Genomic DNA, 16871 nt, shown 5'->3' with positions numbered 1-16871 from the left:
ATATGTCCAAATTACTCAAACTACTTTTACCCTCGTTACTGCTTAGCACAATCACCCTTGCGCAACCAGTACCAGGAGTTGATGAAAATATTCCTAATCTTGTTACCTTCGGATCAGAAGGGGAAACGTACTGGGGAGATGACAACTTCTGTCAGATTATATTCTTTGCCGTTCCCGAAAATTTCAACAAACCTATTTATTTAAGGGTATTTGACCCCGATACGGGTGGTGATAATGATGAAATACAAGGAGAATGGGATACCCAAACCCGCATAAGTGTTTATGGTGGTAAAGGTAGCTGCTCCAATCAGGACGCAAGAGATGGTAATTTGAATGGAGATTATGATAGTGGTGCAGAATTAGATTCAAAAATTTTCGAAAACAATCCTGAATACAATCTTAAATGGTATACTTTTGGTCCTTATAATCCAAGCGAAGGAGAGTATTTACCTGAGGATGGTGGATATATTTTTAAGATAATAATTGAAGGAACAGAAGGGGATGACGGAAATATGTACCGGTTATTTTTAAGTAGTAATTCTAATGAAAATCATGAAGTAGAAGGAGCTTTTGCATACTACTTTAAATATAAATTCAGAATGCACGATGACGTAACCCAGGTTTCGCATATTTATCCATATATCAATGACACTTCAACGGTTTATATTAAGCAATCCAACTTCGACTGGGATAATGATGGTATGATTCTGGTAAGGTCAGTTGACCGCCCCGGTACACCAATGAATGTTTCAGTTGATGATAACTGGATTGACAGTAATTTTAAGATTCGTGAGAAAGAGTACTTTTCGTCGTTGGATATACGCATGATTAAAAATAAGAATGCAAAAATCATTAACAACAATGTTGTTATTCGACTTGAGAATCAAGACGGTGAAGGAATCAAACTTTATAGCATTCCAATTGGTGGAGTACCAAAGTATATTCCAAAACCAACTCACAGAAAAGTAAACGCCCAGTAACATGATAATGAATCGTCATAAGATTTTTCGAAGTACATTCATGCTATTCCTGATACTTTTTATTTCAGGAGAAATCATAGGTCAATCCTTCGATTTTAAAATTTATAATAGTGAGATAGGTCTTCCTCAAAACTATGTATACAGTTTAAAACAAGGAAAAAACGGATACCTGTGGATTGCCACAGGTGAAGGCTTGGTAAAATATGATGGTTTTGATTTCAAAGTATACACTGTTGAAGATTCTTTGGCAGATGATTTTGTAAACACCTTGTTTATTGATAATGAGGGAATAATCTGGTGTGGTCATAAAAATGGTAACTTATCCTATTTTAAAGATGGTTCTTTCAGTAAAATTGAAATTGAAGAAACCAATCAAAAGATAAATGATATTGAGCAAGATTCCGATAACAATATTTGGGCAATTGAACAACGTAATGGCCTAATCAGGGTTGACGAAAATTTTAAATTCACTACGTTTTTTGGACGAAAAAAATATAAGATTCGTAATTATTCTTCTTTAGCCATTATATCTCCACTTGAGTTTTTAATTGGTACCAGTGAAGGTTTATATCATTTAACCTTCAGCGACAACACATACGAAGATGTTGAGGTTTCAAAAGTTAAGGACATCCCAACTACCCGAATAAACACCATCATCAAAAGCAAAAGTGAGAATGGAGACTATTGGATTGGAACGGAAGATTATGGTTTTTATCAATACCGCACCGGAACCAATAAATCAGAACATATATCTGACAACCGACTTTGCTTAAGTTTCAATATCGAAAAAGAAACCGTAAATGATATCTACGAAGATCAGGACGGCAACTTATTGATTGCAACCAAGAAAAATGGTGTAATCAAACTGTTTTATGATGCTACCAAAGATGCATATACCGAATCGATGAACTTCAATACGGTTAACGGACTGGAAGTTAATTACATTACACAGATTCTAAGTGACCGAGAAGGCAACTATTGGTTTGGAACTTATGGAGGTGGTGTTGCAACTCTTATTAATCAGTATTTTGTATTCTACAACCTCGAGGAGATCGGTTTTAAAAGCCAAAAAGTGCATTCAATTTTGAAGTCGGGTAACAGCTTATGGCTTGGACTTGACAATGGCTTAATAAAACACGATCCAATGTGTTTTACCGACTTTGAATTTTACGATCCGGCTTTGGGTGTTCCCCGTGATAAAATTACAAAGTTAATTGAAGATGGGAAAGGTACCATTTGGGTGGGTACAGCAAATAATGGTTTATACTACCGTACTAAAGATGAGCTTCATTTTAAATCTTATTCTTACACCAAATCTGAGTCGGGCAAAAAAATAAATGACTTAATGGGTGTTGACTCGCTCATATATATAGCTACCAGCGAGGGTCTCTATCTTTTAAACACAGAAGATGGCAGTTTGAAGCTTTACGATATGGGTAGTGGCTTATCTCATAATACCATCAATTTTATTTATAAAGATAAAGAAGGTATTATATGGGTAGGTACAAAAGACAATGGAATCTGCAGCATATCAGACAATAAAATAGAAAGACATAAGTTAATGCAAGCCGCAGTTAATGTGGTTGATATGACAGAAGACAAGGACGGTAATAAATGGCTGGCTACAAAAAACAAAGGCATACTTTATTATGCTGCTGATAGCATGAGAGCAATTACTGTTCAGGACGGTTTGAAAAAGAATTATTGCTACAACATTGAATGCGACAGTAAAAATCGACTATGGGTTTGTCATCATGTGGGATTAAGTTGTGTGGATTTAAATACCAAACAAATACGCATTTTTGATCACGAAAGTAATATTGATGGTGAGTTCAACCAAATAATCAAAGACAATGATGGAACACTTTGGTTTGCGTCAAGTAATGGAGCAATTCATTATGATCCTTTGATGGATGCTAAGAACAATGTTGCACCGCTTCTTAACATCACGTCTTTAACTATTGATGATGTAAATTATCCTACTGATCAGCCCCTTAGCCTAAGTTATCCATATAATAAAGGATATTACAATATTCGTATTGAATTCAGAGCTATCAGCTTCATCAATCCAGAAAATGTGACTTATGAATTCAGAATTGATGATGTTGGCGAAGATGACAAGGATAAAGAATGGACTCAGTTAGGCAGTATAAACTTTAAAGAGATTGACTATCTGCGAGATGGTGATCATAAACTTCGAATACGTGCCTATAACGCTGATGGTGTAAGAACAGGTACCCCTCTTACATTAAACATTACTGTTGCCAAGCCATTTTACAAGAGTATTTGGTTCTATGTTGTATGCGTTTTAATTCTCTCGTATTTTATTTATTTACTCATTAAGTTCAGAGAAAGAAAACTACAACAACAGAAACAGATTCTTCAACGCGAGGTTGATTCACAAACCATTGTTTTACGCGAACAAAAAGAAGAAATAGAAAGAAAAAACAGGGATATCACCGACAGTATTAATTATGCAAAAAAGATTCAATCATCCATTTTACCACCAATGAATGATTTAATGGACGTATTGCCTGAATCATACATTTTCTTTGCTCCGCGTGATATTGTTAGTGGTGATTTCTATTGGTTCAACCGAAATGGTGATTATCTGGTTATCTGTTGTGCCGACTGTACCGGTCATGGTGTTCCTGGAGCATTTATGTCAATGATCGGAACAACCATTTTGAATGATATCTTCCGATTACCAGAAATAAACTCTCCGGCTGATGTATTGGAGAAACTGGATGAAGAAATAAAGAAATTGCTTCAAAAAAGCGATGAAGCACAAAGTAAGGACGGTATGGATATTTCTGTTGTGGAAGTACATATCCCAACCCGCAAAGTTCGCCTTGCTTCCGCTAAACGACCTGTTTATTTAATCATCAATAATGAGATGACGTTATATAAAGGAAACAGGCGCAGTATTGGAGACAGCCTGCAAGATATGGGACAAAGTTCGTTTATGAACATCGAATACAATTGTTCAAAAGGAGATCAAATCTACTTATTCTCTGATGGATACCCTGATCAATTCGGTGGTCCTTTAGGTAAGAAATTCATGAAAGTAGGAGTTCGGAATCTTATTGAAGAAATTTGTGAATTACCATCTGACCAGCAATATGAAAAGGTAAAAACCAACTTTGAGAACTGGAAAGGGGATCTGGATCAAATTGATGATGTTCTGTTTATGGGAATTAAGTTATAAATAATACAATCACATTAAAAAAGCATGGTTATCAGCCATGCTTTTTTTATACCATCTCATCTATTGCAACCTGAATCGCGATATCATTTTTGTCAGGTCTCTGACATGATTATCCAACTCGGTTGAACTCGATGCAAGTTCTTCTGATGCAGCAGCATTTGATTGGGTTACATTATTCAATTCACTAATTGCATTATTTACTTCCTGCGCTCCAATAGCTTGTTCTTTACTAGCTTCAGAAATCTCCTGAATCATTGACGTTGTTTTAGTCACATCTTCCAGTGATGAACGTAGCTTTTCTCCAGCTTCTGACGACTCCATTACTCCTTTTTCAATTAAGGCACTAATTGCGTCAGAGGCTTCTTTACTTCGTTCAGCCAACTTTCTTACTTCTGCGGCAACAACCGCAAAACCTCTTCCCTCATCGCCGGCTCTGGATGCCTCAACAGCAGCATTTAGCGCAAGTATATTGGTTTGCTGGGCAATTTCTTTTATGGCTACAACTTTGTCAGCCACATTATGCATTATCTTCTCACAATTATTAGAAGCATCACTTCCTTCTCTTATACTTTTAGCCATTAATAAGGCAATTTGCTCAACTTGCAAACTAAAATCACGATTCATATTAATAATGGAACTCATCTCTTCCATCGAAGCCGAAACTTCTTCAGTTGAAGATGCCTGTTCACTTGCACCTGAAGATATATCCATTGATGTAGTATTCATCTGACTACTGGCAGTTACCAAGGCATCGGAACTGGTTTTAATTTGTCGGATTAACTGCCCAATACCTACAACCATTTCGTTTAATGAATGGATTAAATCACCAATTTCATCCTTTTGGTTAACTTCCATTTTTTGCGTCAAATCACCTTCTGCAATTTTCTTCGCGAATAAAACACCCTTATTAATTCCTTTCACAATAAATTTAGAAATAAAGAAGGCAAGAAATAATCCCAATGCCAATGATCCCAAAAGAATAAATAAAGAGATAAAACCGGTTAGTTTCGCATCACTCACTAATTTATCTTCAGATAAAATATTATCTCTGGATATTTCAATGGATGTCTGGAATAACTTACCCAGAGTATCAAGCTGCAATAAAGTATTAGTATAAAACTCTTTATCTGCTGCTTTCGACATCTCTAACTTTTCATTAGTCTCCTGAATAAGAACATTTAATTTAGACAGTACACTTTGGGCAGCTTGCTGTGTATTACTTTTAAAATAAGCTTGCGCCCCTTCAAAATTCCCTGAAGCAACCATCTTTTGCAAAGACTTTGAGGAATTATGAAGTATCCGATGCGGTTCATACAGCTTTTCAAACGCTGCTTTTAATGCGGTATCATTGGCAAGAATAGTTTGTGTTTCTGGTTCGGATAACCATGCACCAAAACCACACTTTGTGTGATCCATCTGAACACCCAAACTACTTTTTCTGTTAAGAATGGCTTCTTCCACATTAAGCAACCAAAATAAATGATCAGCTTTGGCTTTATTAAGCGCAATCGCCAAATTAATATCAACATTTTGATGCAACTCCTCAATGGTAACAGCTGATTGATGAAGTTTCATATGTGGTTCTTCAAAGTTAGCCATGATACCAGCTAATTCAGGAACCAATAGTTCGGCATTTTTCCTGCCATCTCCATAGTACCAATGCCCAAAATCACATAGATGATGGTCTGTTTGCACTGTCAGCTTATCAGCTTCAGGACTGGTTAAAAACTCACTTACCTGCTTGGCCCACAGTAAATGCTGGGTATATCGCGTTTCAAGCTCAGCTCTTAGTTGATTGCCAGCAATTACTTGATTTGCATCATTTACTATCCCGAAAATTCCTAGATTGGAAATTAATCCTACCAGACATAGTAAGATTAAGATCAGACCAAAACTTACCAAAAGCTTTAATCTGATTCGCATATTATTCCATAATTTCATAAAAGGTAGATTTGGATTGATTCACATTAAATTTTGTAACTTTTTTACTAAGAATCAATATATATAACGTTCTCTACCTTATATTCAGTAATATTTTCATCATAATATTATTCCTAACATTATTATTAGATAAATATTTCATCATAAAAGTCAAAAACACACTCTTGTCACCTTGCTATATATCTGTTATTCTTGTTATTAATTAATGCTTAGCAAGCAAACATTGCATCATCATATTTGATTCATATTATGAATCATGTCAGTTTCAGATTGATTTTCATAATTTTTAAATAACATATTTACAACTACCCCATAGAAAAACATAAATAGAATAGCGTTGGAATATAGGATTACTATTGAAAACCTATCACATTATTGGTAATTTGATTATTCTAAAATCAGACAAGATGAAAAACAATGCTTTAACCGTAATACTAGGAATTAGTGTCTTCGACAGAGCTAAAGAAGCAGGTCATGTACAAACCTTACTTACCCGCTATGGATGCTCAATTAAAACCCGATTAGGTCTACACGAGGTAAATGATGAATTCTGTAGTCAAAGCGGACTGATCCTTCTTGAATTATTTGGTGATCCAAAAGAACAGGAGAAACTTGAACAGAAATTAAAAGTGATCCCTGGCGTTGAAGTTCAAAAGATGGTATTCAACACAGGCATGTAATTATAATAGCAATTAAAGTATATTTTACAAATCATAAATAGATTTCTCCTTCATTCTGGTTTTTCGAAGGTTTTCATACTTATACTGCCTTAGAGCTTCCATAAATATTGGCCCAAAACTTTCGCCGGGAGCAGGAGCTGGAGATAGTCTTAATTTACCTTCGGGATCAATCACATAATAAACCGGCAATGCTTTAATGTTATAATCCAATACCACTTTAGGCATCAAAGCATAATGTAGAAAATCCCATTTGTATTTATTCTCTTTTATCATCTCTATAGCATCAGTCGGATCTTCATCCAGAATGATTGTTACTAGTTTAACATCACGCTTCATGCGCTTCGAGATTACCTCTAATAACTGAAGATCCTGTTTACAAGCATGATTTTGAGTATGAATAAAACTCAGATACACAAAATGTCCCGAATAATCGCTTAATGATTTTTCTTTTCCATCTAAACGATATAAGGTAAATGAAGGAGCCTTCGAACCGGCACGTAACATAATTACTTTTTTGTGAAGGCCGATGGCCAGCTCTCTTATTGTTTCAGTAGAACCTACCTTCTCTGCCTCATTAAACAAATTAATTATTTGAGCTTCATTATATCTACCTGAATAAAATGCATCATACAACCCTTTTAACAAAGCAATTTCAGCCATTTCTGGATTAGCAAATAACGGATCGGTTTGAAGGGTATATGAAAGGGTATCAAAACTAACCTGACTTACAAAGGCATTCTTCAATGAATCCCCTTGTGAATTAGAAAAATAAGTAGTGAAAAAATTATTAAAAACAGTATTAATTGCCGTCTTAAAACTTGGGATGGTTACATCTAACTTTTCATCGGCAAAAACCTCTTTTATTACTCTACGTTTTTGATTTTTATATGCTATTGACTTTAAATCTCCGTATGCGTATTGTTTGTATTGATAAAAGTAAGATCCTTTCGCAGAAGGGAAAACACTATCTAATTCATTAATAATTGATAAAGCTTTCTTTGTATCACCTCTTGTGAAAATTTGCCTTGCATTAGCGTTGTATAACGACAGCAACGCCTCATCAAATTCTACAATATTTCTATTTAGTTCTTGAGACTCAGGATTTGCTATCCCAAGGATAACATCCTCGGGAATGAAGAATGGATTGAATCGCTCTGCATCTGTGCGAGGTTGAAATGGAGGTAATATTAATTCGTATGTTTTACCAGGTTCCAGATAAATGTTACCTCTATATCTTCCAACGTCAAGAGATGCATGGGTGATATGATCTAATTCAAAAGTTTCGTAAAAATTACCTTCTTCATCCACTTTTATAACAAGCAAATCCTGCATTTCAGATGAAATAGGATTAATCAAGGTTTCCAAAACCAAACTATAAGTGGCATATTCAGGAGCCTTACCTTTTATAACAACATTATTTTGTGCTGTTACATTAGTTAGATAAAGAAAGATTGCAAATAATATTAAAAATCCGTGTCTCACCTTACAGGTATTTTTTAATATTTATTTGAATAGCTTTTGGTAAAAACTGACCTGCATCACCTCCATGTTTAATAATATCACGAACAATGGAACTGTTTACAGGTGTATGTTCCGGAGTGGTTAGAAGAAACACTGAATCAAAACCACTCATAGCCTTATTAACCTGAGCAATGGCACGTTCATATTCAAAATCGGCAGCCGTTCGAATACCTCTCAAAATATGAGTACATGCCCGTTCTTTGGCAAACTCAACTGTTAATCCCTCATATTTTTCCACCAGAACTCTGGTATCATCCTTAAATACATCACGAATCCATTGCATTCTGTCTTCTATGGGGAAGAAATCCTTTTTATTGGAATTGTACCCAACAGCAATAATAACTTGTTCAAATAAACTAAGACCTCTACGAACCACATCTTCGTGCCCTACAGTGAAAGGATCAAATGATCCGGGAAATATAGCTGTTCTCTTCATTCTTCGTTTTTATTGGTCACAAGCTTGCAAAATATGTAAAAATACTCACGTTCTGCAAGAAAAAGAAAGATTTATACGCCTACCAGAATTTAATCTTTACAGCTGCAAAGGCCGACATCCTTAATAACAACCATCCTCCGCTAAATCTTGAAATGTTAGTATCTCCATAGGTTCTTTCGCGGTAACGAATTGGTAAATCAACAATTTTAAGATTTAATTTATAAGCTCCAAATAACAAATCAAAATCACCATATGGATCAAAATCACCAAAAAACTTTCTGTTTTTGGCAAGCCTTTTATAATCATTACGGAACATTACTTTGGTTCCACAGAGAGTATCCTTAATAGGTCGTTCTAAAATCCAGGTAAAAAAACGACTAAAAAAATGATTCCCGATTGTATTAAGTGTGCGCATAGCATTTTTCTCCATGGGATATACCAATCGAACTCCATTAATAAATTCGCCCTTGCCTTTGGTTATTGCCTTATAGAATTTAGGTAAATCTTCAGGAGGCATTGTTAAATCTGCATCCAAAATCATTAGTATATCACCTTCGGCAGCAGCATAACCCTTTCTAACTGCATCACCTTTCCCTTTGCCATCCTGTTGCATTATTTTAATACGATGTGTATCCTTATACTTTTCAGCAACTCTCTGAATGGTTTCCCAGGTATCATCAGTTGAATTACCTTCAACAAATATGAACTCTGTAAATTTACCCATCGATGGAGTACGGGTAATGGCATCCTCAATATTTCCACTTTCGTTTCGAGCCGGAACAACAACCGAAACAGAATACTCTTTTTCCATCTCTTCATTCGTCAGTCTTTTAGGAATAGGACGAGCAAAAACAAACTGATTCAGCCCCAGATTCTGCAGTAAGGGCAAACGTGATAATATCCGGTTGAAGAATGTTGACAAAAGCGGAATTCGATATGGCAAAAACATGCTCCGGTTATTCTTATATGCATCAAAATCTGACAAATACAACAAATTTACTATATCTCCATTTGAAAGCCAGTTCTGCTCCGGTGTGTGCTTTTTAATCCCAAGAAATTCAGCCAGTCTTATAACAGGTTCCCAAAATCGGTTATAGTAAGTTACAATGATTCTGGTTTTCTCGTGACAAACAGTTTTTAACTGATTGAAAACATGTTCAATATCATCTAAGACACCGATTAAATTTGAGAGAATAATAACATCAAACTTATGATCCAGGTTAATATTTTCAGCTTCCATCAATTCAAATCTGATGTCTGGAAATTGCTCTTTTGCCTGATCAAGAATAGGTTTACAAAAGTCTATCCCCACTTTTTCTTTACCGTTGATAGCAGCCAGAAGTTCTCCGGATCCACAACCAACTTCGAGCACTGAACTGTCTTCGTGAATAAAATAATTACAATATCTGGTTATTGAATCCCAATAATATGATCTTCTTTTACGGTACTTAACCCAATTATCAGCTCTTGATTCAAAATATTTAATACGCTCAGGATTTGCTCTCATAATCTACTTTTCCCAGTTGCTATCTACTTAGTTGTGTAAAAATCTAATTTATTGATTTGTTTCGGTTTCCAACTCAGGATTTATTCTTAACCTGTCATAATGAATCTTAAAAAGATATGCAGGCTCCTGCTCTCCTATACGATGAATAACCTCAAAAACATCAGGATATTTCTGAACAATGTAATACATATATCTCTGAATGGTATTTATGGTTTGTTTGTTATAAACCGTTGGATTCTTTCTTAAGCTTGCCATGATAATATGTGTTACATTCTTATCCTTCAGCATCTGTAGTAATTTATCCGGATCCTGTGTATCAAATCGATAGATTCCATAAAATTTACGTCCGTTGGCATACAAGCTTGCCATATTGGGTTTACGAACTGCCACATACGCAGTTTTAGGCAAACGATCATCCACATATTCAGTCATAGATAAATAATTCACCCAGTCATCGGTATAACCTAAAAGCTTTTCGCCTTTTATATTTCGACGCAAGGTCATCAAATCAATGTTGTCGAATGAAATTACAAAGGATGAAAGGGTAGAATATGCAAACAATGCTATAAAAGCATAACCAATTAGTTTCAGTTTAAAAACCTGTCTTATTTTATTCATCGAATAAAAAATCATGATTAGCATGAATGGAAAGAACGGCACAATTAAACGATACTGATCCCATAATTTCTGCAGTACCACAAATGTTATTCCTAACATTACAGCAACATAAATTCCTGTAAACTGGATATATTTATTCTCTTTAAACGATTTGATAAAACCAAAAATAAAAAGCGCATACAACATAATAGTTATCAACACATTGTACGATATCGATGTAGCTTCTTTAAGTCCTGTCATCTTGAGTAATTGCTTACCCAGATATAAGTTTGAATTATCAACAAAACGCATCAGATAGCCACCAAAAGTTTCCAATCCCTGAGATTTATCGTATGGATGCTTGTAGATTAAGGTAGAAGCCTGACCTCCATCAAACATTCCATTACCCCAAATCAAACTTTTCAGTAATAGGAAAACAAAGAAGAGTACCACAGTGCCTGCTAAAACAGCTCCAGCTTTTTTATAATTTTTATTGATTAAATAGAAAACTAAAACAGCTATCAATGTTCCGATTGCCACAGTACGGGTCAGGTAACTGATAACAATTAATCCGGCAATAAATATTAGACGCTTCCAGTTAAATTCTTCTTTTGAATCAACATCTTTAAACAACAGAATAAATACAGGTATCTGTAAAGCCATAAACAAAGCTTCACTGTAGGTCTGGCTTGTGAAAAAGATAAAATAACTGCTGGCACTCAACAGCAACATTGTTGAAAACACCAACCAATAGGGTATTCTTTCTTTAAACACTTTATAAAAGCCTATCATTGAAGTCAACATCAAGGCAAAAGACGTTAACTTTAGTAATCCCAGTTTAACACCAAAAACACTAATGAATAATGATAAGAACAGAGGATATACCGGACCTTGAAAGGAAGGATAGGATCCTTCATTTAAAAAATTTACTGCCCTGATAATGTAGGTACTATCATCTCCACCAATGCTCACACGCAGGCTAAATAACAGGAATGACATGAGCGAGAAAATAGCTAAAATAACCATTAAAATTACTGATGACCGGCTTTTACAGAAGTTTTCAAACTTATCCATAAAATCCAAATCTGACTCTTTCTTCTTCTTCATTTTTTTGCAGAAATGAAATGTTAGGCTATTTGATATCTTTTTTATTAAAGGTATTAACAAACAATACATTACCTAAGTCACCATAATCAACCAACCAACTCTGATCATTAGTAACCTGATCAGGAGTAAAACCGGCAACTGTTAAATCTGCATCAGCACTGTTTTTAACAATCGCCTCCTGAATGGTTTGATTATCGGCTAAAGGAATGAAACAAACATTTGTTGGGGATATAGGCAATCGTCCACCTTGTATCAATTCCAATAATCGCGCACGTTGTTTTTCAACCTGATTCTGCGGAAAGGTAGCAAAAATCTTGATGACCGCATTATGCCAGTCGGGATGACCCGAGATGATATATGCCAGTAGGATCATCAGGTTGGCATTTCTAAAATCTTTAGCCGTAATCCAAACATGAATTTCGCGACGATAACCAAATCCCTTGTAAGATGAATTCAGCATACATACATCAAAGCCTGTGGCCTGGTATAAATGATAATTGTCCAGGGCATCTTTAAGTGTTTCAGGATTTGATCGTGAAAATTCGAACAAGATCAGGTTATTTCCTTTTCCACTGATACCTGAAAGCTGTATAACCTGTGCAATCGCCGAAGTGTATGAAGGGCTGATAATGGTATCAAGATAAAGTCTGCTTTTACTTCCTTCAGATTGTTTTATTAATCTGGATAAAACTTCCTGTGATTCATGATGTGTCTCTTTATTCAAAAAGCCTTTGATAAAATGAATATACGTTCCGAATCCATGCTTATAGCAAATCCATCGTAGCATATCAAAAGCCGCCTGCCGTTTAAATGAGTCTTCTGTTACACAAATGGCAAATGGTCGCCAATGCGATTGCTCTTCTTCTTTATTGGCTCGCTGAACAAAAATCTGAATTTGTCGGCTCAATTGAAAAACAACTCCTTTAAAAAGCTTTTCCAATCCTTGTTTTTCAGGCCGGGCAATTGTAATAAGATGATAGATTACAGCCATTATTAAAGATGACAAAGCAGCATAGGCCCAATTCATTTTAAACATCAACCAAAACGAGAGAAGTGCTCCAATCAATGAAAAGATCCAACGGTTATATTTAAAAGTAGGCCGATAGGAAGGATCGGCTGCAAAATGCTCCAGGAATGAAATCAGACAAATTGCACCATAGGTTGCCATAAAAAACATGGAAATAATTTTGGCGACAAAATCCACATCTCCAATTACAATAAAAAAATAGGCAATGATGATTGTAATAAGGCTACCATTAATAGGTTCATTATCTTCCTTACGACCACGTGCAATCCAATTATTGAAATTACTAAAGGGCATGATTGAATCATAACCAATGGCCTGTAAAGTGCGTGGTGCAACCAACATTGACCCAATAGCTGATGATAGAGAAGCTGCTGCAAGCCCAATAGGAATGATAGGCTCCCAAATAGCAATACGAGACATTATTAACTGATCAGAAGCAAGATCTTCAACAGAGGCTGACACGGCGAGTTTGACTGCAACAGCAATATATACCAACATACCAACCAAGGTGGCTAACAGCGTCCCTCTTGGAATCGATTTTTTAGGATTCTTTAAATCTCCCGATAGTCCCAAGCCGGCAGCCATACCGGTGAATGCAGGAAACACAATGGTAAATACATAAAAGAAGGAATCATGTTCCTTTATGGTTTCATTTAGTGTTAGTGGTTGGTTGCCATCTATTGGATCACCCAATAAAAACATGGCAATTGAGACAAATAATAATGCCACCACTCCGTATAAAGCTTTCATTCCAATATTAGCACCCCTCAGAACAGCTATCAAGGCAAGGATCGTCATTACCACAAGAGTAATAATTCGCTTCAAAACAACGACATCCATATGCAGGTTCAGTTGTTCCGACATGTATGCCAGAAGGGGTTCAAAAGCTTCTCCGAAAGCAATTATATAGAAAGCTACACTTATTGCTTGTGATAAAAACAAAGCAAAACCAATTGCACCACCTATGTTCAATCCAAAAGACCGGGAAATAATAAAGTAAGCCCCTCCACCCTGCACACGCTGATTTGTTGCAATTTCAGCTACTGCCAATGCGGTTGGTACCGTTACAATATGTCCAATAACAATGATACCAATCACCCCGCCTAATCCAACATGTGCTACAGCATATCCAAATCGTAAAAACAATATTGCTCCAAGGATCGTTGAGATGGCTGTCATAAAAACGGCCACTGAACCAAAGCCAGCATTTGGATTTGTGAGGGATTTCTGCATAAACTATTTGTTTATAACAAACCTAGCATTTTTAAATAATTTGCACAAACTACATTACATTGCCAACCATTACGTTTTCTTTCATTTTGAGAATCAAATACACAATTCTATCTTTGAACCAATTCTAACTAATACAAATCGCCAATCAATGAATAAAAAATCTGATTCGATGCCATTGCCGCGTCAAATAATTATTGGAATTCAATTTCTATTTGTAGCCTTTGGCGCTACCGTTCTGGTTCCACTTCTTGTTGGTATCGACCCATCAATTGCTCTGCTATCTGCAGGTATCGGCACTTTATTATTTCATTTAGTCACTAAAGGACAAGTGCCTGTATTTCTGGGAAGTAGTTTTGCCTTTATTGCACCTATTGTAGAAGCAACAAAACAATTTGGTCTGGCAGGAACGTTATCCGGATTAATTGCTGTAGGTATCGTTTACATGATTGTTTCCGGCCTGATTAAATTATGGGGTATCGGGTTTATTGAGCGCATCTTTCCTTCTGTGGTAGTAGGACCTGTAATAATGGTAATTGGTCTCTCACTTGCTCCCGAAGCTGTTAAAATGGCAAAAAGTGATTGGACACTGGCTATTGTTTCTTTACTAACGGCCATTGCCATTGTTATTTACACAAAAGGACTGATTAAACTGATTCCTATATTTATGGGAATTCTTGTTGGATACATTCTAGCATTGATACTGGGCAAAATTGATTTTACTCCAATCAAAGACGCAGCCTGGTTTTCATTGCCTCCTTTTACAGCACCTGAATGGAGCTGGAAAGCTATTATCTATATGACTCCAGTTGCCATAGCTCCATTAATCGAGCATGTAGGTGACATGTATGCCATTGGAGCTGTGGCTGAAAAGAATTTCATTAAAAAACCAGGACTGCACCGAACCATGCTGGGTGATGGAATTGCAACTTCATTAGCAGCATTGATGGGAAGTGTTCCTAATACTACTTATTCTGAAGTAACTGGTGCAATCAGTTTAACAAAAATTACTAATCCAAGAGTTTTACGTATTGCTGCTATCACAGCAATTGTATTCTCATTGGTTGGTAAGGTTAGCGGCTTTCTTAAGTCAATACCATCGGCCGTATTGGGTGGTATTATGCTTTTACTTTTTGGTATGATTGCCAGCGTTGGCATACGAACCCTGGTCGAATCCAAAGCTAAATTATCTTCTACCCGAAATCAGGTAATTGTATCTATCATTTTAACCATTGGAATTGGTGGTGCCGTCATTAACATTGGTAATTTTTCTCTTGCCGGCATTGGTTTAGCCTCGTTATCTGGAGTAATTCTAAATCTTATCCTACCAGATAAATCAAAGCCTGTGAAAATGAAAAAATAATAATATCATTAATTTTTATTTATCATGCCCGGGAATCATCCCGGGTATTTTTTTGCTACAAAATTTGAATAAATAAAAATAAAGTGATAATATAGTGATATCAAATTAATATCACTATGAAAAACGAAAAGATTGTAAATGCAACGAGTGGATACACAATGTTGGTCATTCTGTTTATCCTCATAGCTGTATTGATAGTTGGTTTAGTTGGAGAAAGGCTTTATGCGCTTATTTTACTACTTCCAATAATTTTTATCATCAAGGGATTTTTTATTGTAAACCCGAATGGCTCAAAAGTCCTTGTCCTATTTGGAGCTTATAAGGGCACTGTAAAAGACAATGGGTTTTTCTGGGCCAATCCGTTTCTAACCAAACAACGCATTTCGCTTCGTGCTCGAAATTTCGACAGTGAAAGAGTGAAAGTCAATGACAAAATCGGAAATCCGATCCTGATCAATGTTATTTTGGTTTGGCGAGTGAAAAACACCTACAAAGCAGCATTTGAAGTAGATCAATACGAAGAATTTGTAAGAGTTCAGACAGATGCTGCTGTTCGAAAACTTGCTGGTTCTTATCCTTACGACAATTTTGATGATGAACAGGCTGATATAACATTACGCTCAGGTATGGATGAAGTGAACGAAGCTCTGGAAAACGAAATTACAGAACGTCTGGCAATTGCAGGTATAGAGGTGATGGAAGCCCGGATTGGTTATCTTGCATATGCTCCTGAAATTGCGAGTTCGATGCTAAAACGACAACAAGCTGTTGCAATTGTGGCTGCACGTAAGAAAATTGTTGAAGGCGCTGTTGGTATGGTAGAGGATGCTTTAACCCAACTGGCAAACGATAACATTGTAGATTTTGATGAAGATAAAAAAGCTTCCATGGTGAGCAACCTGATGGTTGTACTTTGTGGAGATAAAGAAGCAACTCCTGTAATCAATACAGGCACACTACATTCATAATTATATATGGCAAAAAAGAAGACCTTTGTATTAAGAGTAGATCCTGAAACATTTGAGCAGATTGAAAAATGGGCAGCAGATGAATTTAGAAGTGTAAACGGGCAATTAGAGTGGATGATCCATAAGGCTTTAAAAGATGCCAAACGCTTAAAAAAGAAAAACGAACCATCCGAAGAAGAATAACCCTTTCTTTGGATACAGATACAAAAATGAGGGTGTCCAAAAAGTGATTCTGCAAATAAGGAATCTTTCAAATTGTAACTTTACTTTCATTATACCCCACCAAACCTCCCCTAAAAGGGAGGC

The 16871-nt window shown here is 36.0% G+C and carries 12 protein-coding genes; 6 read left to right on the top strand and 6 right to left on the bottom strand.

The features are described 5' to 3' along the window. The first annotated feature begins 2 nt into the window (after positions 1 to 2). Positions 3 to 980 (top strand): hypothetical protein, encoded by a 978-nt coding sequence (locus ACRD62_RS04655; RefSeq protein ID WP_430818959.1) that lies wholly within the window; start codon positions 3 to 5, stop codon positions 978 to 980. A gap of 7 nt (positions 981 to 987) precedes the next feature. Beyond that, a complete protein-coding gene (locus tag ACRD62_RS04650) occupies positions 988 to 4188 on the top strand; it encodes a two-component regulator propeller domain-containing protein (protein WP_430818958.1) in 3201 nt (1066 codons plus the stop codon). Positions 4189 to 4248: 60 nt separating this feature from the next. Here the strand turns inward: ACRD62_RS04650 and ACRD62_RS04645 are convergent, their stop codons facing one another. Further along, entirely contained in the window at positions 4249 to 6129 is a 1881-nt protein-coding gene (locus ACRD62_RS04645; RefSeq protein ID WP_430818957.1) for a methyl-accepting chemotaxis protein, read from the bottom strand. Between the two features lie 407 nt (positions 6130 to 6536). Here ACRD62_RS04645 and ACRD62_RS04640 point away from each other — a divergent pair, with 407 nt between their 5' ends. Next, positions 6537 to 6809 carry a CPF_0552 family protein gene (locus ACRD62_RS04640; protein WP_430818956.1) on the top strand — a complete coding sequence of 91 codons (273 nt, stop codon included), beginning with the start codon at positions 6537 to 6539 and terminating at the stop codon, positions 6807 to 6809. A gap of 24 nt (positions 6810 to 6833) precedes the next feature. Here ACRD62_RS04640 and ACRD62_RS04635 read toward each other — a convergent pair whose 3' ends face one another. The 5 genes from ACRD62_RS04635 to ACRD62_RS04615 all read right to left on the bottom strand — a co-directional run bounded on the left by ACRD62_RS04635 (position 6834) and on the right by ACRD62_RS04615 (position 14237). Continuing rightward, entirely contained in the window at positions 6834 to 8291 is a 1458-nt protein-coding gene (locus tag ACRD62_RS04635; protein WP_430818955.1) for a TlpA family protein disulfide reductase, read from the bottom strand. A gap of 1 nt (position 8292) precedes the next feature. Further along, on the bottom strand, positions 8293 to 8766 hold the full coding sequence (gene coaD, locus ACRD62_RS04630; RefSeq protein ID WP_430818954.1) for a pantetheine-phosphate adenylyltransferase: 474 nt from the start codon (positions 8764 to 8766) through the stop codon (positions 8293 to 8295). 79 nt (positions 8767 to 8845) lie between these two features. Next, positions 8846 to 10273, bottom strand: a complete 1428-nt coding sequence (locus ACRD62_RS04625; RefSeq protein ID WP_430818953.1) for a glycosyltransferase — start codon at positions 10271 to 10273, stop codon at positions 8846 to 8848. Between the two features lie 48 nt (positions 10274 to 10321). Then, complete coding sequence (locus ACRD62_RS04620) at positions 10322 to 11977, bottom strand: glycosyltransferase family 39 protein (RefSeq protein WP_430818952.1); 1656 nt, start codon at positions 11975 to 11977, stop codon at positions 10322 to 10324. 25 nt (positions 11978 to 12002) lie between these two features. Beyond that, positions 12003 to 14237 (bottom strand): APC family permease, encoded by a 2235-nt coding sequence (locus ACRD62_RS04615; protein WP_430818951.1) that lies wholly within the window; start codon positions 14235 to 14237, stop codon positions 12003 to 12005. Positions 14238 to 14385: 148 nt separating this feature from the next. Between ACRD62_RS04615 and ACRD62_RS04610 the strand changes: the two genes are divergently transcribed. From ACRD62_RS04610 to ACRD62_RS04600, 3 genes are all read left to right on the top strand, one after another. Beyond that, a complete protein-coding gene (locus ACRD62_RS04610; protein WP_430818950.1) occupies positions 14386 to 15597 on the top strand; it encodes a uracil-xanthine permease family protein in 1212 nt (403 codons plus the stop codon). Between the two features lie 116 nt (positions 15598 to 15713). Beyond that, a complete protein-coding gene (locus ACRD62_RS04605) occupies positions 15714 to 16565 on the top strand; it encodes an SPFH domain-containing protein (protein WP_430818948.1) in 852 nt (283 codons plus the stop codon). Between the two features lie 6 nt (positions 16566 to 16571). Beyond that, positions 16572 to 16748 (top strand): type II toxin-antitoxin system antitoxin, encoded by a 177-nt coding sequence (locus ACRD62_RS04600; protein ID WP_321407504.1) that lies wholly within the window; start codon positions 16572 to 16574, stop codon positions 16746 to 16748. Positions 16749 to 16871 lie beyond the last annotated feature (123 nt).

Source organism: Carboxylicivirga caseinilyticus, assembly GCF_050589785.1.
Classification (GTDB): domain Bacteria; phylum Bacteroidota; class Bacteroidia; order Bacteroidales; family Marinilabiliaceae; genus Carboxylicivirga; species Carboxylicivirga caseinilyticus.
Note: the sequence above shows the minus strand (reverse complement) of the source record. Positions and strands in the feature narration are given on the sequence as shown.